The sequence below is a fragment of the Citrobacter amalonaticus genome (genome assembly GCF_018323885.1).
In the GTDB taxonomy this organism is placed as follows: Bacteria; Pseudomonadota; Gammaproteobacteria; order Enterobacterales; family Enterobacteriaceae; genus Citrobacter_A; species Citrobacter_A amalonaticus.
Map to the genome: position 1 here is coordinate 1,590,921 of NZ_AP024585.1, position 18,906 is coordinate 1,609,826.

The following is an 18,906-nucleotide window of genomic DNA, read 5'->3' on the forward strand; positions in this document are numbered from 1 at the left end:
ACAGGAGTCGTCAAATGATCGATTATGAAGTACTACGTTTTATCTGGTGGCTGCTGGTTGGCATTCTGCTGATTGGTTTTGCGGTCACCGATGGCTTCGACATGGGGGTGGGCATGCTCACCCGTTTCCTCGGTCGTAACGACACCGAGCGTCGAATTATGATTAACTCCATCGCCCCGCACTGGGACGGTAACCAGGTGTGGCTGATCACCGCGGGTGGCGCGTTGTTTGCAGCCTGGCCGATGGTCTACGCCGCGGCGTTTTCCGGTTTCTATGTGGCGATGATCCTCGTGCTGGCATCCTTGTTCTTCCGTCCGGTCGGTTTTGATTACCGCTCCAAGATTGAAGACACCCGCTGGCGCAACATGTGGGACTGGGGCATCTTCGTGGGGAGCTTCGTGCCGCCGCTGGTGATCGGCGTGGCATTCGGCAACCTGTTGCAGGGCGTACCGTTCCATATCGACGAGTATCTGCGTCTGTTCTACACCGGTAATTTCTTCCAGTTGCTGAATCCGTTTGGTCTGCTGGCGGGCGTGGTGAGCGTAGGGATGATCATTACTCAGGGCGCCACCTATCTGCAAATGCGTACCGTGGGTGAACTGCACCTGCGTGCACGTGCGACATCGCAGATTGCGGCGCTGGTCACTCTGGTCTGCTTCGCACTGGCGGGTGTCTGGGTGATGTACGGTATTGATGGCTACGTGGTGACCTCTGCGATTGATCATCATGCAGCGTCTAACCCGCTGACCAAAGAAGTGGCACGTGAAGCGGGTGCCTGGATGGTCAACTTCAACAATGCACCGATCCTGTGGCTGGTTCCGGCACTGGGTGTGGCGCTGCCGTTGCTGACGATTCTGACGTCCCGCATGGAGAAAGGGGCATGGGCATTCCTGTTCTCTTCTCTGACGCTGGCCTGCATCATCCTGACTGCCGGTATCGCCATGTTCCCGTTCGTGATGCCTTCAAGCACCATGATGAACGCGAGCCTGACCATGTGGGATGCGACGTCCAGTCAGTTGACGCTGAATCTGATGACCTGGGTTGCTGTGGTGTTTGTTCCGATCATTCTCATCTACACCAGCTGGTGTTACTGGAAAATGTTCGGTCGCATCACCAAAGAGCATATTGAAAACAATACCCACTCTCTGTACTAAGTAAGGAGCAAACTATGTGGTATTTCGCCTGGATTCTGGGAACGCTTCTTGCCTGTGCATTTGGGATCATCACTGCGCTGGCCCTTGAGCACGTCGAGGCAAGCAAAGACGGTCAAGAAGAACACTGATGACCACCCTGATCGCGATGCAATATAACGCGATGGACAAGCGCCCGTTACGGGCGCTTTCTTTGGTGATGGCGCTAGTGTTAGCAGGATGTATGTTTTGGGATCCCTCCCGCTTCGCGGCTAAAACCAGCGGGCTGGAAATCTGGCACGGTCTGCTGCTGATGTGGGCGGTCTGTGCGGGCATCATTCATGGCGTGGGCTTTCGTCCTCGCGCCATGCACTGGCAGGGGATTTTCTCTCCGCTACTCGCCGATATCGTGCTTATTGTCGGTCTGATATTCTTCTTCTTTTGAATAAGAAACATCCTGAATGATCTATGGGCTTGCATAAGCCCATATATTTTTACTCTCCCTTAACTTCCCCCCATTCCCAAGCCTCAATCGCGCGCGTATAGTAGCAACGTTTAAAAGCACTAACGTGAGGCTGTGTCCTGCCATCCGTAAACAATGGCAGTCAACAACCTAATTGCATTACCGGGATGTAAAGTGAATACAACGCTATATACAACAGCATTCTTGAAGCATCGCGGCGGTAAGTACGCGAATCACCAGGAGCTTACAGGCGTAAGTGACGGTGTGAGTGGACGAAGCCAACAAAAAGGCAGCAGGAATGAATAAGTATATATTTCGATGGCCGGTACGTGTTTACTATGAAGACACCGACGCCGGTGGTGTGGTTTATCACGCCAGTTACGTCGCTTTTTATGAACGAGCACGCACAGAGATGCTGCGTCATCATCACTTCAGTCAGCAGGTGCTGTTGGCTGAGCGAGTTGCCTTCGTGGTGCGTAAAATGACGCTAGAATACTACGCGCCTGCGCGACTCGACGATATGCTCGAAATCCAAACAGAAATTACGTCAATGCGTGGCACCTCTTTGGTTTTCACGCAACGCATTGTCAACGCAGAGAACACCGTGCTCAATGAGGCTGAGGTTCTGATTGTTTGCGTTGATCCACTCAAAATGAAGCCTCGTGCGCTTCCCAAGTCTATTGTCGCGGAGTTTAAGCAGTGACTGACATGAATATCCTTGATTTGTTCCTGAAGGCAAGCCTTCTGGTTAAACTTATCATGTTGATTTTGATTGGTTTTTCAATCGCATCCTGGGCCATCATTATCCAGCGGACCCGTATTCTTAACGCCGCCGCGCGTGAAGCCGAAGCGTTCGAAGACAAATTCTGGTCCGGAATTGAACTGTCTCGCCTGTATCAGGAGAGTCAGGGACGCCGTGATAATCTGGCGGGTTCGGAACAAATCTTTTATAGCGGGTTCAAAGAGTTTGCACGATTGCATCGGGCAAACAGCCATGCGCCGGAAGCAGTGGTGGAAGGGGCATCTCGTGCGATGCGGATCTCGATGAACCGTGAACTTGAAACGCTGGAAACGCATATTCCGTTCCTCGGCACCGTGGGTTCCATCAGCCCGTATATCGGTCTGTTCGGTACCGTGTGGGGGATCATGCATGCGTTTATTGCGCTCGGGGCGGTAAAACAGGCGACGTTGCAGATGGTTGCACCGGGTATCGCGGAAGCATTGATTGCTACGGCAATTGGTCTGTTTGCGGCAATCCCGGCGGTCATGGCCTACAACCGTCTGAATCAGCGTGTTAACAAGCTGGAACTGAATTACGACAACTTTATGGAAGAGTTCACCGCGATTCTGCACCGTCAGGCGTTTACCGTTAGCGAAAGCAACAAGGGGTAAGCCATGGCCAGATCGCGTGGACGAGGTCGTCGCGACCTGAAGTCCGAAATCAACATCGTACCGTTGCTCGACGTGCTGTTGGTGCTGCTGCTGATCTTTATGGCGACAGCGCCGATCATTACGCAGAGCGTGGAAGTCGATCTGCCGGATGCGACCGAGTCGCAGGCCGTTAGCAGTAACGATAATCCGCCGGTCATTATTGAGGTTTCCGGAGTAGGGCAGTACAGCGTGGTGGTTGAGAAAGATCGTATGGAACAACTACCGCCGGAACAGGTGATCGCCGAGGCGAAAAGTCGCCTGGAGTCCAATCCGAAAACGGTCTTCTTGATCGGGGGCGCGAAAGATGTGCCTTACGATGAAATAATTAAAGCGCTGAACTTGTTGCACAGTGCAGGTGTGAAGTCGGTTGGCTTAATGACGCAGCCTATCTGATCATTTGCGTCTCTGGTTTTAAAGAGAACGTGTAACAGGCGAACAGTTTTTGGGAACCGAGAGTGTCAAAGGCAACCGAACAAAACGACAAGCTCAAACGGGCGATAATTATTTCAGCGGTGCTGCATGTCATCCTATTTGCAGTCCTGATCTGGAGTTCGTTCGATGAGCATATTGAGGCTTCAGCCGGCGGCGGCGGTGGTTCTTCCATCGATGCCGTGATGGTTGATCCTGGCGCCGTGGTTCAGCAGTACGAACGTCAGCAGCAGCAACAGTCAAGTGCGCAGCGTGCCAAAGAGCAACGTGAAAAACTGGAGCAGCAGCAGGCGGAAGAGCTTCGTGAGAAGCAGGCTGCCGAACAGGAACGGCTTAAGCAGATCGAGAAAGAACGTTTAGCGGCTCAGGAACAGCAGAAGCAGGCTGAAGCCGACGCGAAGAAAGCGCAGGAACAGCAGAAACAGGCTGAAGAAGCGGCGAAGAAAGCCGCGGCGGATGCCAAAGCGAAAGCTGATGCGCAGGTGAAAGAAGCCGCAGAAGCCGCGAAAAAAGCCGCGGCGGATGCACAGAAGAAAGCCGAAGCAGAGGCGGCAAAAGCCGCTGCTGACGCGAAGAAGAAAGCGGAAGCAGAAGCGGCTAAAGCGGCTGCCGATGCGAAGAAGAAAGCCGAGGCCGAAGCCGCTAAGCAAGCCGCCGCGGAAAAAGCGGCTGCAGCCAAAGCCGCCGCCGCCGCCGAGAAAGCCGCTGCTGAGAAAAAAGCCGCCGAGAAAGCCGCTGCTGAGAAAAAAGCCGCCGCAGAAAAGGCCGCCGCTGATAAAAAAGCTGCAGCTGAGAAAGCCGCTGCCGATAAGAAAGCAGCAGCCGAGAAAGCCGCTGCGGCCAAAAAGGCCGCTGCTGAAAAAGCGGCTGCAGCATCTGGCGTTGACGATCTGCTTGGCGATCTTAGCTCCGGTAAGAATGCGCCGAAAACCGGCGGTGGGGCAAAAGGGAACAACGCTTCTCCTGCGGGGAGTGGTAATACTAAAAATAATGGCGCATCAGGCGCGGATATCAGCAACTATGCCGGGCAGATTAAATCTGCCATTGAAAGCAAGTTCTACGACGCATCGTCTTATGCAGGTAAAACCTGTACGCTTCGGATAAAACTGGCTTCTGACGGTATGCTGCTCGACATTCAGTCTGAAGGTGGCGATCCCGCGCTTTGTCAGGCAGCGCTTGCTGCAGCCCGACAAGCGAAGATTCCAAAACCACCGAGCCAGGCGGTATATGAAGTGTTTAAAAACGCACCTCTGGACTTTAAACCGTAAGCTAAACTTTCCCCGTTATGACGGGGAAAACAATCTGCGGTAGTCGCTGGGTTCTGGTAGTTTTGTGTATTTGAGTTTGTTAACATTCTGCTAAATTATCGTGGGCTGATCGCCTGGATAAGGGAGATATGATGAAGCAGGCATTACGAGTAGCATTTGGTTTTCTGATGCTGTGGGCAGCGGTGCTGCACGCAGAAGTACGTATTGAGATAACCCAGGGGGTGGACTCGGCGCGCCCGATTGGGGTTGTGCCATTCCAGTGGGCTGGGCCGGGTGCTGCACCTGAAGATATCGGTGGCATTGTTGGCGCTGACCTGCGCAACAGCGGTAAATTTAATCCGTTAGATCGGTCTCGTTTGCCACAACAGCCGGGGACTGCGCAGGACGTTCAACCTGCTGCATGGTCTGCGCTGGGGATTGACGCGGTCGTGGTCGGTCAGGTGACTCCGAATCCGGACGGTTCCTACAATGTTGCTTACCAGCTGGTTGACACCGGCGGTGCGCCGGGTACTGTACTGGCTCAGAACTCTTACAAAGTGAACAAGCAGTGGCTGCGTTATGCCGGCCATACTGCCAGTGACGAAGTGTTTGAGAAACTGACCGGTATTAAAGGCGCATTCCGTACCCGTATCGCGTATGTTGTTCAGACTAACGGCGGTCAGTTCCCGTATGAACTGCGCGTGTCTGACTACGATGGCTACAACCAGTTTGTGGTTCACCGTTCACCGCAGCCGTTGATGTCTCCGGCCTGGTCTCCGGACGGTTCTAAACTGGCGTATGTCACCTTCGAAAGCGGTCGTTCTGCGCTGGTTATTCAGACGTTGTCTAACGGCGCGGTCCGTCAGGTTGCGTCATTCCCGCGTCACAACGGTGCGCCTGCGTTCTCTCCGGATGGCAGCAAACTGGCGTTTGCCCTGTCAAAAACCGGGAGCCTGAACCTGTATGTGATGGATATTGGTTCTGGCCAGATCCGTCAGGTGACCGATGGCCGCAGCAACAATACGGAGCCGACCTGGTTCCCGGACAGCCAGAACCTGGCCTTTACATCGGATCAGGCGGGTCGTCCGCAAGTGTATAAAGTTAACGTTAACGGCGGTGCTCCGCAGCGTATTACCTGGGAAGGTTCACAAAACCAGGATGCTGATGTCAGCAGCGACGGCAAATTTATGGTAATGGTAAGCTCGGCCAATGGTCAGCAGCACATTGCCAAACAAGATCTGGTAGCGGGTGGCGTACAAGTTCTGTCGTCAACGTTCCTGGACGAAACGCCAAGTCTGGCACCTAACGGCACTATGGTAATCTACAGCTCTTCTCAGGGGATGGGATCCGTGCTGAATTTGGTTTCTACAGATGGGCGTTTCAAAGCGCGTCTTCCGGCAACTGATGGACAGGTTAAATTCCCTGCCTGGTCGCCGTATCTGTGATAATAAATAATTGATTAATAAAGGAATCATTGAAATGCAACTGAACAAAGTGCTGAAAGGGCTGATGATCGCTCTGCCTGTTATGGCTATTGCGGCATGTTCTTCTAACAAGAACGCCAGCAATGACGGCAGCGAAGGCATGCTGGGTGCCGGCACTGGTATGGATGCAAACGGCAGCGGCAACATGTCCTCTGAAGAGCAGGCTCGTCTGCAGATGCAACAGCTGCAGCAGAACAACATCGTTTACTTCGATCTGGACAAGTACGATATCCGTTCTGACTTCGCTGCAATGCTGGATGCGCACGCTAACTTCCTGCGTAGCAACCCGTCTTACAAAGTCACCGTAGAAGGTCACGCGGATGAACGTGGTACTCCTGAGTACAACATCTCCCTGGGTGAACGTCGTGCGAACGCTGTTAAGATGTACCTGCAGGGTAAAGGCGTTTCTGCTGACCAGATCTCCATCGTTTCTTACGGTAAAGAAAAACCTGCAGTACTGGGTCACGACGAAGCGGCTTACTCCAAAAACCGTCGTGCCGTACTGGTTTACTAAGAGAATTGCATGAGCAGTAACTTCAGACATCATCTGTTGAGTCTGTCGTTACTGGTTGGCATAGCGGCCCCCTGGGCCGCTTTTGCTCAGGCGCCAATCAGTAGTGTCGGCTCAGGCTCGGTCGAAGACCGTGTCACTCAACTCGAGCGTATTTCTAACGCTCACAGCCAGCTTTTAACCCAACTCCAGCAGCAACTCTCTGATAATCAGGCCGATATAGACTCCCTGCGTGGTCAAATTCAGGAAAGTCAGTATCAACTGAATCAGGTAGTTGAGCGTCAGAAGCAGATCCTGTTACAGATGGACAGTCTGAGCAGCGGTGGCGCTTCCGCGCAGTCGACAAGCGGCGATCAGAGCGGATCAACTGCGGGGGCAGCGACGTCTGCGCCTGACGCAGGTGCTGCGACGTCGGGTGCGCCAGTACAAAGCGGTGACGCGAATACCGATTACAATGCGGCAATTGCCCTGGTGCAGGATAAATCCCGCCAGGATGATGCAATTGTGGCATTCCAGAACTTCATCAAAAAGTACCCTGATTCGACTTATCAGCCGAACGCCAACTACTGGCTCGGTCAGTTGAATTACAACAAGGGTAAAAAAGATGATGCCGCGTTTTATTTTGCTTCGGTGGTGAAAAACTACCCGAAGTCACCAAAGGCTGCTGACGCGATGTATAAAGTCGGAGTGATCATGCAGGACAAAGGTGACACTGCGAAAGCAAAAGCGGTTTATCAACAGGTTATCAGCAAATACCCAGGCACCGAAGGCGCAAAACAAGCGCAGAAACGTCTTGGCGCGATGTAATGCACAGCATGCGACCAGAAATCGAATTATTTCTGGTCGTGTCGTGCGATTCCTAAGCAGTTGAGTGATCTACATCGAAATTTTTGTTGCGCTCAAATCTTAAATCAGTAATATATGCCGCCGTTGCCAAGGGATATCAAACAAACCAAAAGCAGCGCAAAAGTGGGTCGTTAGCTCAGTTGGTAGAGCAGTTGACTTTTAATCAATTGGTCGCAGGTTCGAATCCTGCACGACCCACCAATCGTTCTGGTGGACGCGATAGTAGAATGTGTAGGATAACGTTGCGAAAGCAACGGCCCGTAGGACGAGGCGAAGCCGAGTCATCCTGCACGACCCGCCACGAACAAAGGTAGTCAGTAATATCCAGCGTAGTATCGGGTGATTAGCTCAGCTGGGAGAGCACCTCCCTTACAAGGAGGGGGTCGGCGGTTCGATCCCGTCATCACCCACCACTCGGGTCGTTAGCTCAGTTGGTAGAGCAGTTGACTTTTAATCAATTGGTCGCAGGTTCGAATCCTGCACGACCCACCAATTTAACATCAAACTCAGATGTTAAACGTGAAGGATAACGTTGCTTCAGCAACGGCCCGAAGGGCGAGGCGAAGCCGAGTCATCCTGCACGACCCACCAATTTAACATTGAATATTAAATTGGTGACGAGTAAAAAATCTTTCAGGTAACACCCGAATGGGTCGTTAGCTCAGTTGGTAGAGCAGTTGACTTTTAATCAATTGGTCGCAGGTTCGAATCCTGCACGACCCACCAATATTAAGGTGGTTACTGGTAGAGAACGTGAAGGATAACGTTGCTTTAGCAACGGCCCGAAGGGCGAGGCGAAGCCGAGTCATCCTGCACGACCCACCATCCTGAATGATTAATTAAGAAAGTCCCGTAAGGGGTCGTTAGCTCAGTTGGTAGAGCAGTTGACTTTTAATCAATTGGTCGCAGGTTCGAATCCTGCACGACCCACCAATTTAACATCAACATCAGATGTTAAACGTGGAGGATAACGTTGCTTCAGCAACGGCCCGAAGGGCGAGGCGAAGCCGAGTCATCCTGCACGACCCACCAGTGTAAAAAGGCGCCCTAAAGGCGCCTTTTTGCTATGCGCAGAATGTAACGATTCGAACCTGCGTAGCGCCTGATGACGCTTCGTTTACCAGGCCGACAATGATTGATCGGGTCAATGGCTACGCCCTTCCTGTCCGGATAAGACGTTAGTCGCCATCCGGCGTTATCAAGCGCAATTGTTGTGACTTTTGCCGCTCAATCCGCTATCTTGTTTAGCATATAAAACAAATATGACCGATCATGGCATGCATCACGCCTTAAGTCGGTTAATTCGTTAAGCTAGCAAAACGAGAAAGCATGATGAGCGTGATGTTTGATCCTGAAACCGCAATCTATCCGTTTCCCCCGAAGCCGGTACCGCTGAGTGCCGATGAAAAAGCGTTCTACCGCGAAAAAATCAAGCGTCTGCTGAAAGAGCGTGATGCGGTGATGGTTGCGCACTATTACACCGACCCCGAAATCCAGCAACTGGCCGAAGAGACCGGCGGCTGTATTTCTGACTCACTGGAGATGGCCCGCTTTGGCGCCAATCATCCCGCCTCGACGCTGCTCGTTGCAGGCGTTCGCTTTATGGGGGAGACGGCTAAAATTCTCAGCCCGGAAAAAACTATTTTAATGCCGACCCTCGAGGCGGAATGTTCGCTGGATCTTGGCTGTCCGATCGACGCATTCAGCGCGTTCTGCGATGCCCATCCGGATCGCACCGTCGTGGTTTATGCCAATACCTCCGCGGCGGTTAAGGCTCGCGCCGACTGGGTGGTGACGTCCAGTATCGCGGTTGAACTGATTGAGCATCTGGATAGTTTGGGTGAAAAAATCATCTGGGCACCGGATCGCCATCTCGGAAAATATGTTCAAAAACAGACAGGGGCGGATGTCCTTTGCTGGCAAGGGGCGTGCATTGTCCATGACGAGTTCAAAACGCAGGCGCTGAGTCGCATGAAAGGTTTATACCCGGACGCCGCGATCCTGGTTCACCCGGAATCACCGCAGGCGATAGTGGATATGGCTGATGCTGTCGGTTCCACCAGCCAGCTCATTAATGCAGCTAAAACGCTGCCACATCAGCAACTTATTGTTGCTACCGATCGGGGTATTTTCTACAAAATGCAGCAGGCGGTACCGGACAAAGAGTTGCTGGAAGCGCCCACAGCCGGAGAAGGCGCCACCTGCCGCAGCTGCGCGCACTGTCCATGGATGGCGATGAACGGCCTTAAAGCCATCGCTGAGGGGCTGGAGCAGGGTGGGCAGACTCATGAGATACAGGTTGACGAAGCGCTGCGAGAAGGCGCATTAGTGCCGTTAAACCGTATGCTGGAATTTGCGGCTACACTACGTGCGTAGATAATCACACGCTCCGGGGGAAAAGATGGACTTTTTTAGCACGCAGAACATTCTGGTACATATACCCATTGGTGCTGGGGGGTACGATCTGTCGTGGATCGAAGCGATAGGCACTATCGCGGGGTTGTTGTGTATTGGTCTCGCCAGTATGGAGAAGATCAGCAACTACGTTTTTGGCCTGATTAACGTCACGCTGTTTGCGATCATCTTTTTCCAGATCCAGCTCTACGCCAGCCTGCTGTTGCAGCTTTTCTTTTTCGCCGCCAACATTTACGGCTGGTATGCGTGGTCGCGGCAGACCACGCAGAATGAGGCGGAGCTCAAGATTCGCTGGCTGCCTCTGCCGAAGGCGTTGGGCTGGCTGGCGGTTTGTGTGGTGGCGATCGGTTTGATGACAATCTATATCGACCCGGTCTTTGCTTTTCTGACCCGTATTGCGGTATCGATCATGCAGATGCTGGGCCTGCAGGTTGCCGTACCGAATTTACAGCCCGATGCCTTCCCGTTCTGGGATTCCTGCATGATGGTATTGTCGATCGTGGCGATGATCCTGATGACTCGCAAATACGTTGAGAACTGGCTGCTCTGGGTGGTAATCAATGTGATTAGCGTGGTGATCTTTGCCCTGCAGGGGGTCTATGCGATGTCGCTGGAGTACCTGATCCTGACCTTCATCGCGCTTAACGGTAGCCGGATGTGGATTAACAGCGCGCGCGAACGAGGCTCACACGCGCTGTCCCATTAGTGGTGATGATGTGAATGGCCGGACACTTTCTGATTGAGATCGCAGTCCGGCCCGTGACAGGGCTGATATTCCATCTGAATGGTGGCGTGTGCAATCTGGTAATGATGAATCAGAAAATGCTGGATGCGCGCCAGCAGCCCGTCATGATCATGTGGCGGGATCACCTGTACATGCAGGGTCATGACCGGTTTTTCCCCCACCATCCACACGTGTACGTGATGGACGTTTCGCACTTCAGGAAGCTCCCTGCTGAGGTGGCGCTGCAGCGCAGCGATATCCAGCGAAACCGGGGCACCTTCCAGCAACTCATTCACGCTATCTTTCAATAAGCGCCACGCACTGCGCAGGACCAGCAGTGAAACCAGTATTGACAGAATAGGGTCGGCAGGCGTCCAGCCGGTCCAGATAATAATCACCGCCGCGATGATGGCCCCCACAGAACCCAATAAATCCCCCATCACATGCAACGCCGCGGCGCGTACGTTCAGGTTTTTCTCTTCGCTGCCGCGGTGGAGGATCCAGAAGGCAAGGATGTTTGCCAGCAATCCGGCGATGGCGATGACCATCATCATGCCGCCCGCCACCGGACGCGGCGTGTAGAAGCGCTCAATCGCCTCCCAGACGATTAAAATCGTAATCACGACTAACGCAATCGCATTGACGAAAGCGGCCAGCGTCGTCAGTCTCAGCCAGCCAAAGGTGTGGCGGATAGTCGGCGGTCGGCGGGCGAACTGAACGGCCAATAGCGCAAACAACAGTGCGGCGGCATCGGTCAGCATATGCCCTGCGTCGGCGAGCAACGCCAGTGAACCGGATAAAATCCCGCCCACTACCTCCAGCAACATAAAGCCTGCCGTGATGCAAAACGCGAGCATCAGACGGCGGGCGTTGCCATCCTCGGGCAGATGAGGGGCCGAATGTGAGTGTGAGTGCGCCATAATGTCATCCCTTGGGTATTCTTTTCTTAACTGTATGACATCATACCGTTTCTGGATTAATAAATTAAAAAAGGAGAGCCTGAGCTCTCCCGTTATTAGCCATTTCAGTGTTACTGATCAGTGTTACTGAGTGGTGCCATCGGTTTTAGTATCAACGTCGTTGTTAATGCCATTTCCGGTTTCCACTTTTTTATTCACATCCGGGCAGCGCCCGTCCTTACACATGGTGTTTTTGTGCACCTCATCTTTGGTCATCCCCTCATGGTTCATCGATGAACCATTCGGATGCAGCATTGTGCCACCTGAGTTGATGTTGTCGTTATCGACATTATTTGGCGCCACGTTTTCTTTTGCATCCGGAGCGACCTGGCCTGCGTCGGCGGCGGCGTTCGCCTGGCCATTATTGGTCTGGGCGCTGGTTTCGGCTGCCAGCGCTGCGCCGCTGGCAAGGCTGAGCGTAGCGGTCAGGAAAAGTGAAGCTAATTTTGTCATTTTCATCAGATGCTCCTGTTATGGTTGAGATGTCGGATAACGTCTTCCAACAGTGCATATGCCAGTCAAGGGTCAGGCAATGGTTAACGATCTCAAACGAGCGCAAAGGCTCAGCAGAGAATCTTGAAAAGATTCATAAACAGAGTGGTTACAGTTAAAAATTGTAGGTTAGATCTCGTTTTTCGCTACTTTGTGGCGTTTTTTAGCTGAATTCCAGGATTATTCCGTCCGAAGTGTAAAAGCCCGTTTACACTTTTTGGCTGAGGATATAGATTGGAGGGATTGCATTCATTTAGATAAGTATGGCAACGCTGGAATAATCATGAATTATCAGAACGACGATTTACGTATTAAAGAGATCAACGAGTTATTACCCCCTGTCGCACTGCTGGAAAAATTCCCCGCTACAGAAAATGCCGCCAACACGGTTGCCCATGCGCGTAAAGCCATTCACAAAATTTTGAAGGGGAATGACGATCGCCTGCTGGTGGTGATTGGGCCGTGCTCTATTCATGATCCTGTGGCGGCGAAAGAGTACGCAGGTCGTCTGCTGGCGCTGCGCGAAGCGCTGAAAGGCGAGCTGGAAATCGTCATGCGTGTCTACTTTGAAAAACCGCGTACGACCGTTGGCTGGAAAGGGCTGATTAACGATCCGCACATGGATAACAGCTTCCAGATCAATGACGGTTTGCGCATTGCGCGTAAGCTGCTGCTGGATATTAACGACAGCGGCCTGCCGACGGCAGGTGAATTCCTCGATATGATCACCCCGCAATACCTGGCGGACATGATGAGCTGGGGCGCGATTGGCGCGCGTACTACCGAATCTCAGGTTCACCGTGAGCTGGCGTCGGGTCTTTCTTGTCCGGTCGGCTTCAAGAACGGTACTGATGGCACCATTAAAGTGGCGATTGACGCCATCAACGCCGCTGGTGCACCGCACTGCTTCCTGTCTGTCACCAAATGGGGTCACTCTGCCATTGTGAATACCAGCGGTAACGGCGATTGCCATATCATTCTGCGCGGCGGCAAAGAGCCGAACTACAGCGCTGCACATGTCGCGGCGGTGAAAGAGGGTCTGGCGAAAGCGGGTCTGCCTGCGCAAATCATGATTGATTTCAGCCATGCCAACTCCTGTAAGCAGTTTAAAAAGCAGATGGAAGTTGGGGCTGATGTCTGCCAGCAGATTGCTAACGGTGAGACTGCGATAATGGGCGTGATGATTGAAAGTCATCTGGTAGAAGGCAATCAGAACCCGGACAGCGGTGAGCCGCTGGTGTACGGCAAAAGCATTACCGATGCCTGCATTAACTGGGAAGATACCGACACCATCCTGCGCCAACTTGCGGATGCGGTAAAAGCGCGTCGCGGTTAAGTCTTGCGAATAGAAAGCCGACTCATTGAGTCGGCTTTTTTACGTCGTAAGGTAAATTACTTCGCTTTACCCTGGTTGGCGACGGCAGCCGCTTTCGCCGCGATCTCGTCGGCATTACCCAGATAGTAACGTTTGATTGGCTGGTAGTTTTCGTCGAACTCATACACCAGCGGCACGCCGGTCGGGATGTTCAGTTCGAGGATTTCGTCTTCGCTCAGGTTGTCGAGGTATTTCACCAGCGCGCGCAGAGAGTTGCCGTGCGCAGCGATGATCACGCGCTCGCCGCTCTTCATGCGCGGCAGAATGGTTTCATTCCAGTAAGGGATCACGCGATCGATGGTCAGCGCCAGGCTCTCGGTCAGCGGCAATTCTTTTTCCGTCAGTTTGGCATAGCGCGGATCGTGGCCCGGATAGCGCTCGTCATCTTTGGTCAGCTCCGGCGGGGTCACCGCGAAACCACGACGCCACTGTTTAACCTGTTCGTCACCGTATTTCTCAGCGGTTTCTGCTTTGTTCAGACCTTGCAACGCACCGTAGTGACGTTCGTTCAGTTTCCAGGATTTCTCAACCGGCAGCCAGGCCTGATCCAGTTCATCCAGGACGTTCCACAGCGTGTGGATGGCACGTTTCAGCACAGAGGTATAAGCAAAATCGAAGCTATAGCCTTCAGCCTTCAGCAGTTTGCCTGCTGCTTTCGCTTCACCCACGCCTTTCTCGGACAGGTCAACGTCATACCAACCGGTGAAGCGGTTTTCATTGTTCCACTGGCTTTCGCCGTGGCGTACCAGAACCAGCTTAGTTACAGCCATACTCTCACTCCTCAAGCTTTATCGAATGATAATAATTCTCATTATATTGCCGTGACGGGGCAGCGGCAATGCTTACGCATAACCATAGCGAAAATACTGCAGCAGTGTAAGGTTCTTGTGAACTCTAAGTTGCGATTTTGTCTTTGAGTGATGGGGATTTGAGCAAGATGCGATATCTTAAGCCCGATACGCAGGTGCTATCGGGCATTTTACACTGGCTGTGCCGCACCATCAGGAAGGAATAAAACGATATTCCGTCAGGCTGGCGTACTCCTCTCCGGGGCGCAGAACGCAGTCTGGCTGCGGCCATTCCGGATGGTTCGGGCTGTCTGGCAGGAATTCGCTCTCCAGCGCCAGGCCCTGATAATCATCGTAGGCGTTCGGTCCGCGTGAAGAGGTGCCACCGAGAAAATTACCGGAGTAAAACTGTAGCGCCGGGGCCGAGGTGTAGACCTCCATCTGCAACTTCCCGTCTTGCGAAGTGAGCAGGGCAACCGGTTTTTTACTGTCGCCTTTTGCCTGCAACAGGAAGGCGTGATCGTAGCCCTTCACTTTGCGCTGGTCGTCATCGGCAAGAAATTCGCTGGCGATCACCTTCGCGGTGCGGAAATCAAATGAGGTTCCGGCGACCGGTTTCAGGCCGTCCCGTGGGATCCCGCCTTCATCCACCGGCAGATATTCATCCGCCAGAAGTTGCAGCTTATGGTTGCGCACGTCGGTTTGATCGCCATCGAGGTTGAAGTAAACGTGGTTAGTCAGATTGACCGGACACGGCTTATCCACCGTCGCGCGATAGGTAATCGAGATGCGGTTATCATCGGTCAGACGATATTGCGCCGTGGCGCACAAATTGCCCGGAAAACCCTGATCGCCATCGTCGGAGCTGAGGGCGAACAGTACCTGACGTTCGTTCTGATTGACTATCTGCCAGCGGCGTTTATCAAATCCGTTTGGCCCGCCATGTAGCTGATTGACGCCCTGGCTTGGCAGCAGACTGACCGTCTCACCGCTAAACGTGTAACGGCTGTCGGCAATCCGGTTGGCGTAACGGCCAATCGAGGCACCCAGAAACGCCGACTGATCCTGATAATGCTCCGGACTGGCGCAGCCCAGTAACGCTTCACGCACGCTGCCGTCGGAAAGGGGAATACGGGCCGAGAGTAACGTAGCACCCCAGTCCATCAGCGTAACCACCATCCCTGCGTCATTGCGCAGGGTTAGCAGGCGGTACGGCTGACCATCGGGTGCCAGTGCGGGTGTTTCATTCAGCACTGTCCTGCTCCTTGTGATGGTTTGCACACATAGAATGTTTCTTTGATACCGGTTTTAGCTTCGTACTGTGCAGCCACGGCTTGCTGGACGGCAGGGACCAGCGCTTCCGGGATCAGCGCCACAACACAACCGCCAAATCCACCGCCGGTCATGCGTACACCGCCTTTCTCCCCGATTGTGGCTTTGACAATGTCAACCAGCGTATCAATCTGCGGCACGGTGATTTCAAAATCATCACGCATTGAGGCGTGCGATTCCGCCATCAGTTGCCCCATGCGTTGCAGATCGCCTTTTTCCAGCGCGCTGGCGGCTTCAACAGTACGTGCATTCTCAGTTAACACGTGACGGACGCGTTTGGCAACCAGTGGGTCCAGTTCATTCGCCACGGCGTTAAAGGTATCGAGACTGACATCACGCAATGCCGGTTGCTGGAAGAAACGCGCGCCTGTTTCGCACTGCTGACGGCGAGTGTTGTACTCGCTACCGACCAGCGTGCGCTTAAAGTTGCTGTTGATGATGACGATCGCTACGCCTTCTGGCATTGAGACCGCTTTGGTGCCCAGCGTGCGGCAGTCGATCAGCAGGGCATGATCTTTCTTGCCCAGCGCGGAGATGAGCTGATCCATAATCCCACAGTTACAGCCGACAAACTGGTTTTCCGCTTCCTGACCGTTGAGCGCAATCTGCGCGCCGTCCAGTGGCAGATGGTAAAGCTGCTGGAACACGGTACCGACGGCCACTTCCAGCGAAGCGGAAGAGCTCAGACCCGCGCCCTGTGGGACATTACCGCTGATCACCAGGTCTGCGCCACCAAAGCTGCTGTCGCGCTTGAGCAGGTGCTTCACCACGCCGCGTACGTAGTTTGCCCACTGCTGGCTGTCATGGGTGACGATAGGAGCATCAAGAGAAAACTCGTCAGTCTGATTATCGTAATCGGCCGCAATGACACGGATCTGGCGGTCGTTGCGGGCAGCGCAACTGATCACGGTTTGATAATCAATGGCGCAGGGCAACACAAAACCGTCGTTATAATCGGTGTGTTCGCCGATGAGATTGACGCGGCCTGGCGCCTGAATAGTGTGGGTTGCAGGGTAGCCGAATTTTTCAGCAAACAGAGATTGTGTTTTCTCTTTCAGACTCATTTTTATACTCCGGATTCGCGAAAATGGATGTCGCTGACCGCGCGCAGACGCTCTGCCGCTTGTTCTGCTGTGAGATCGCGCTGGGTTTCGGCCAGCATTTCGTAACCGACCATAAATTTGCGGACGGTCGCGGAGCGTAGCAGCGGCGGATAAAAGTGCGCGTGTAGCTGCCAGTGTTCGTTCTCTGCACCGTTAAACGGCGCGCCGTGCCAGCCCATTGAATAGGGGAAAGAGCACTGGAACAGGTTGTCGTAACGACTGGTCAGTTTTTTCAACGCCAGCGCAAGGTCTGCGCGCTGTTCGTCGGTCAAATCAGTAATGCGCAGCACATGCGCTTTCGGCAGTAATAGCGTTTCGAAGGGCCAGGCTGCCCAGTAAGGGACGACAGCCAGCCAGTGATCGGTTTCTACTACCGTACGGCTGCCGTCAGCCAGTTCACGCTGCACATAGTCAACCAGCATCGGCGACCCCTGCTCAGCAAAATAAGTTCTTTGCAGGCGATCTTCGCGTTCAGCTTCGTTTGGCAGGAAACTGTTGGCCCAAATCTGGCCGTGGGGGTGGGGATTCGAGCAGCCCATCGCCGTGCCTTTGTTTTCAAAGACCTGTACCCAGGGATAACGTTTCCCAAGATCAGCGGTTTGCTCTTGCCAGGTTTTCACTATTTCGGTCAGGGCAGGAATGCTAAGCTCCGGCAGGGTTTTACTGTGATCCGGTGAAAAGCAAATAACGCGACTGGTGCCGCGTGCGCTCTGGCAGCGTATCAGCGGGTCGTGACTGTCCGGCGCGTCAGGCGTATCCGTCATCAGCGCGGCAAAGTCGTTAGTGAACACAAACGTCCCACTGTAATCCGGATTTTTATCACCGGTGACGCGGGTATTGCCCGCGCACAGGAAACAGTCCGGATCGTGTGCTGGCAGTACGTCATTAGAGGGTGTTTCTTGCGCCCCTTGCCAGGGGCGCTTAGCACGATGCGGCGACACCAGAATCCACTGTCCGGTGAGCGGATTAAAACGACGATGCGGATGATCGACGGGGTTGAATTGATTCATGATATTTCTTAATCCTCGTATCCCTGCGGATGACGCGACTGCCAGTGCCAGGTGTCCTGCGCCATCTCATCAAGCGTGCGCGTGACACGCCAGTCCAGTTCGCGGTCGGCTTTGCTGGCATCTGCCCAGTAGGCTGGCAGGTCGCCATCACGACGCGGAGCAAAATGATAATTCACCGGTTTTCCGCAGGCTTTGCTGAAGGCTTTGACCACGTCCAGCACGCTGCTGCCGACGCCTGCGCCGAGGTTGTAAATATGGACGCCCTGTTTGCCCGCCAGTTTTTCCATCGCGGCAACGTGACCATCAGCCAGATCCATCACGTGGATGTAATCGCGGACACCGGTACCGTCTTCGGTCGGATAATCGTTGCCAAAAATGGCGAGGGAGTCGCGACGGCCCACTGCAACCTGGGCGATGTAAGGCATCAGGTTATTCGGGATGCCCTGCGGGTCTTCGCCCATGTCCCCTGATGGATGCGCGCCGACCGGGTTGAAATAGCGCAGCAGCGCGATGCTCCATTCCGGCTGGGCTTTTTGCAGATCGGTGAGGATTTGCTCAACCATCAGTTTACTTTTGCCATAAGGGCTTTGCGGCGTGCCGGTCGGGAAGCTTTCAACGTAAGGGATTTTCGGCTGGTCGCCGTAGACGGTGGCGGATGAGCTGAAAATGAAGTTTTTGACGCCGGCGGCGCGCATGGCACTAATCAGTCGCAGTGTTCCGTTGACGTTGTTGTCATAGTATTCCAGCGGCTTTGCAACGGATTCGCCGACGGCCTTCAGTCCGGCAAAATGGATGACGGTGTCAATGGCGTGATCGTGCAGGATCTCCGTCATCAGCGCTTCGTTACGGATATCGCCTTCAACAAACGTTGGATGTTTGCCGCTCAGACGTTCAATAACAGGCAGTACGCTACGCTTACTGTTGCAGAGGTTATCAAGGATGATGACGTCATGACCGTTTTTCAGCAATTGTACACAAGTATGACTTCCTATGTAACCGCTACCACCGGTGACCAGAACTCTCATAATTCGCTCCGTTAAGCTTATGGTATGGAATTACCATAGCATAACAAAGATGCGAAAAGTGTGACATGGAATAAAATAGTGGAATCGTTTACACTCACGATTTCTCACGCTGAGTCATCAATTAATCGATTATAAATCATTA

Annotated in this window: 20 protein-coding genes and 5 tRNA genes; 18 read left to right on the forward strand and 7 right to left on the reverse strand. The window is 53.4% G+C overall.

Annotation, left to right across the window (positions count from 1 at the left end; translation table 11 throughout):
* The first annotated feature begins 14 nt into the window (after nucleotides 1-14).
* The 17 genes from cydB to pnuC all read left to right on the forward strand — a co-directional run bounded on the left by cydB (nucleotide 15) and on the right by pnuC (nucleotide 10,662).
* Nucleotides 15-1,154, forward strand: coding sequence for a cytochrome d ubiquinol oxidase subunit II (gene cydB / locus KI228_RS07380; protein ID WP_043001342.1), 1,140 nt, complete (start codon nucleotides 15-17; stop codon nucleotides 1,152-1,154).
* Between the two features lie 14 nt (nucleotides 1,155-1,168).
* A complete protein-coding gene (gene cydX / locus KI228_RS07385) occupies nucleotides 1,169-1,282 on the forward strand; it encodes a cytochrome bd-I oxidase subunit CydX (RefSeq protein WP_042320599.1) in 114 nt (37 codons plus the stop codon).
* Complete coding sequence (gene ybgE / locus KI228_RS07390; RefSeq protein ID WP_061070367.1) at nucleotides 1,282-1,575, forward strand: cyd operon protein YbgE; 294 nt, start codon at nucleotides 1,282-1,284, stop codon at nucleotides 1,573-1,575. The genes cydX and ybgE overlap by 1 nt, the downstream gene beginning before the upstream one ends.
* A 316-nt stretch (nucleotides 1,576-1,891) precedes the next feature.
* Nucleotides 1,892-2,296, forward strand: a complete 405-nt coding sequence (gene ybgC, locus KI228_RS07395; RefSeq protein WP_043001341.1) for a tol-pal system-associated acyl-CoA thioesterase — start codon at nucleotides 1,892-1,894, stop codon at nucleotides 2,294-2,296.
* Nucleotides 2,293-2,985: a Tol-Pal system protein TolQ gene (gene tolQ, locus KI228_RS07400; RefSeq protein WP_080343208.1), complete on the forward strand. Its 693-nt coding sequence runs from the start codon at nucleotides 2,293-2,295 to the stop codon at nucleotides 2,983-2,985. Before ybgC ends, tolQ begins: the two co-directional genes overlap by 4 nt.
* Nucleotides 2,986-2,988: 3 nt before the next feature.
* Nucleotides 2,989-3,417, forward strand: coding sequence for a colicin uptake protein TolR (gene tolR / locus KI228_RS07405; RefSeq protein WP_044266307.1), 429 nt, complete (start codon nucleotides 2,989-2,991; stop codon nucleotides 3,415-3,417).
* A 62-nt stretch (nucleotides 3,418-3,479) separates the two neighbouring features.
* Nucleotides 3,480-4,721, forward strand: coding sequence for a cell envelope integrity protein TolA (gene tolA, locus KI228_RS07410; RefSeq protein ID WP_043001340.1), 1,242 nt, complete (start codon nucleotides 3,480-3,482; stop codon nucleotides 4,719-4,721).
* A 131-nt stretch (nucleotides 4,722-4,852) separates the two neighbouring features.
* A complete protein-coding gene (tolB, locus tag KI228_RS07415) occupies nucleotides 4,853-6,145 on the forward strand; it encodes a Tol-Pal system beta propeller repeat protein TolB (RefSeq protein ID WP_043001339.1) in 1,293 nt (430 codons plus the stop codon).
* Nucleotides 6,146-6,179: 34 nt separating this feature from the next.
* Nucleotides 6,180-6,698, forward strand: coding sequence for a peptidoglycan-associated lipoprotein Pal (gene pal / locus KI228_RS07420; RefSeq protein WP_006685431.1), 519 nt, complete (start codon nucleotides 6,180-6,182; stop codon nucleotides 6,696-6,698).
* A gap of 9 nt (nucleotides 6,699-6,707) precedes the next feature.
* On the forward strand, nucleotides 6,708-7,502 hold the full coding sequence (gene cpoB, locus KI228_RS07425; RefSeq protein ID WP_043001338.1) for a cell division protein CpoB: 795 nt from the start codon (nucleotides 6,708-6,710) through the stop codon (nucleotides 7,500-7,502).
* 164 nt (nucleotides 7,503-7,666) lie between these two features.
* Nucleotides 7,667-7,742 (forward strand) — tRNA-Lys (locus KI228_RS07430).
* A gap of 136 nt (nucleotides 7,743-7,878) precedes the next feature.
* Nucleotides 7,879-7,954: transfer RNA gene (locus KI228_RS07435), tRNA-Val, on the forward strand.
* A 3-nt stretch (nucleotides 7,955-7,957) separates the two neighbouring features.
* Nucleotides 7,958-8,033, forward strand: a tRNA-Lys gene (locus KI228_RS07440).
* A gap of 158 nt (nucleotides 8,034-8,191) precedes the next feature.
* A tRNA-Lys gene (locus KI228_RS07445) sits at nucleotides 8,192-8,267 on the forward strand.
* Nucleotides 8,268-8,398: 131 nt separating this feature from the next.
* Nucleotides 8,399-8,474: transfer RNA gene (locus tag KI228_RS07450), tRNA-Lys, on the forward strand.
* Nucleotides 8,475-8,873: 399 nt separating this feature from the next.
* Nucleotides 8,874-9,917, forward strand: coding sequence for a quinolinate synthase NadA (nadA, locus tag KI228_RS07455; RefSeq protein WP_061070365.1), 1,044 nt, complete (start codon nucleotides 8,874-8,876; stop codon nucleotides 9,915-9,917).
* 25 nt (nucleotides 9,918-9,942) lie between these two features.
* A complete protein-coding gene (gene pnuC / locus KI228_RS07460) occupies nucleotides 9,943-10,662 on the forward strand; it encodes a nicotinamide riboside transporter PnuC (RefSeq protein ID WP_044327779.1) in 720 nt (239 codons plus the stop codon).
* On the opposite strand, the gene zitB is transcribed toward pnuC, so the two are convergent.
* Nucleotides 10,659-11,600: a CDF family zinc transporter ZitB gene (gene zitB, locus KI228_RS07465; RefSeq protein ID WP_061070364.1), complete on the reverse strand. Its 942-nt coding sequence runs from the start codon at nucleotides 11,598-11,600 to the stop codon at nucleotides 10,659-10,661. The genes pnuC and zitB overlap by 4 nt on opposite strands.
* Nucleotides 11,601-11,723: 123 nt before the next feature.
* Nucleotides 11,724-12,098, reverse strand: coding sequence for a YbgS-like family protein (locus tag KI228_RS07470; RefSeq protein ID WP_043001334.1), 375 nt, complete (start codon nucleotides 12,096-12,098; stop codon nucleotides 11,724-11,726).
* Between the two features lie 316 nt (nucleotides 12,099-12,414).
* Between KI228_RS07470 and aroG the strand changes: the two genes are divergently transcribed.
* On the forward strand, nucleotides 12,415-13,467 hold the full coding sequence (gene aroG / locus KI228_RS07475) for a 3-deoxy-7-phosphoheptulonate synthase AroG (protein WP_043001333.1): 1,053 nt from the start codon (nucleotides 12,415-12,417) through the stop codon (nucleotides 13,465-13,467).
* Nucleotides 13,468-13,523: 56 nt separating this feature from the next.
* Here the strand turns inward: aroG and gpmA are convergent, their stop codons facing one another.
* The 5 genes from gpmA to galE all read right to left on the reverse strand — a co-directional run bounded on the left by gpmA (nucleotide 13,524) and on the right by galE (nucleotide 18,764).
* Complete coding sequence (gene gpmA, locus KI228_RS07480; protein ID WP_043001332.1) at nucleotides 13,524-14,276, reverse strand: 2,3-diphosphoglycerate-dependent phosphoglycerate mutase; 753 nt, start codon at nucleotides 14,274-14,276, stop codon at nucleotides 13,524-13,526.
* 231 nt (nucleotides 14,277-14,507) lie between these two features.
* Nucleotides 14,508-15,548, reverse strand: coding sequence for a galactose-1-epimerase (galM, locus tag KI228_RS07485; RefSeq protein ID WP_061070363.1), 1,041 nt, complete (start codon nucleotides 15,546-15,548; stop codon nucleotides 14,508-14,510).
* Nucleotides 15,542-16,690, reverse strand: a complete 1,149-nt coding sequence (gene galK / locus KI228_RS07490; protein ID WP_054176162.1) for a galactokinase — start codon at nucleotides 16,688-16,690, stop codon at nucleotides 15,542-15,544. The genes galM and galK overlap by 7 nt, the downstream gene beginning before the upstream one ends.
* A gap of 2 nt (nucleotides 16,691-16,692) precedes the next feature.
* Entirely contained in the window at nucleotides 16,693-17,739 is a 1,047-nt protein-coding gene (galT, locus tag KI228_RS07495) for a galactose-1-phosphate uridylyltransferase (protein WP_061070362.1), read from the reverse strand.
* An 8-nt stretch (nucleotides 17,740-17,747) separates the two neighbouring features.
* Nucleotides 17,748-18,764, reverse strand: a complete 1,017-nt coding sequence (galE, locus tag KI228_RS07500) for a UDP-glucose 4-epimerase GalE (protein WP_043001328.1) — start codon at nucleotides 18,762-18,764, stop codon at nucleotides 17,748-17,750.
* Between the last annotated feature and the right edge of the window lie 142 nt (nucleotides 18,765-18,906).

Coding starts and splice junctions, on each gene's coding strand:
- cydB (WP_043001342.1), top strand. CDS start 15: ATGATCGATTATGAAGTACTACGTTTTATCTGGTGGCTGCTGGTTGGC.
- cydX (WP_042320599.1), top strand. CDS start 1,169: ATGTGGTATTTCGCCTGGATTCTGGGAACGCTTCTTGCCTGTGCATTT.
- ybgE (WP_061070367.1), top strand. CDS start 1,282: ATGACCACCCTGATCGCGATGCAATATAACGCGATGGACAAGCGCCCG.
- ybgC (WP_043001341.1), top strand. CDS start 1,892: ATGAATAAGTATATATTTCGATGGCCGGTACGTGTTTACTATGAAGAC.
- tolR (WP_044266307.1), top strand. CDS start 2,989: ATGGCCAGATCGCGTGGACGAGGTCGTCGCGACCTGAAGTCCGAAATC.
- tolB (WP_043001339.1), top strand. CDS start 4,853: ATGAAGCAGGCATTACGAGTAGCATTTGGTTTTCTGATGCTGTGGGCA.
- pal (WP_006685431.1), top strand. CDS start 6,180: ATGCAACTGAACAAAGTGCTGAAAGGGCTGATGATCGCTCTGCCTGTT.
- cpoB (WP_043001338.1), top strand. CDS start 6,708: ATGAGCAGTAACTTCAGACATCATCTGTTGAGTCTGTCGTTACTGGTT.
- nadA (WP_061070365.1), top strand. CDS start 8,874: ATGAGCGTGATGTTTGATCCTGAAACCGCAATCTATCCGTTTCCCCCG.
- pnuC (WP_044327779.1), top strand. CDS start 9,943: ATGGACTTTTTTAGCACGCAGAACATTCTGGTACATATACCCATTGGT.
- zitB (WP_061070364.1), bottom strand. CDS start 11,600: ATGGCGCACTCACACTCACATTCGGCCCCTCATCTGCCCGAGGATGGC.
- KI228_RS07470 (WP_043001334.1), bottom strand. CDS start 12,098: ATGAAAATGACAAAATTAGCTTCACTTTTCCTGACCGCTACGCTCAGC.
- aroG (WP_043001333.1), top strand. CDS start 12,415: ATGAATTATCAGAACGACGATTTACGTATTAAAGAGATCAACGAGTTA.
- gpmA (WP_043001332.1), bottom strand. CDS start 14,276: ATGGCTGTAACTAAGCTGGTTCTGGTACGCCACGGCGAAAGCCAGTGG.
- galK (WP_054176162.1), bottom strand. CDS start 16,690: ATGAGTCTGAAAGAGAAAACACAATCTCTGTTTGCTGAAAAATTCGGC.
- galT (WP_061070362.1), bottom strand. CDS start 17,739: ATGAATCAATTCAACCCCGTCGATCATCCGCATCGTCGTTTTAATCCG.
- galE (WP_043001328.1), bottom strand. CDS start 18,764: ATGAGAGTTCTGGTCACCGGTGGTAGCGGTTACATAGGAAGTCATACT.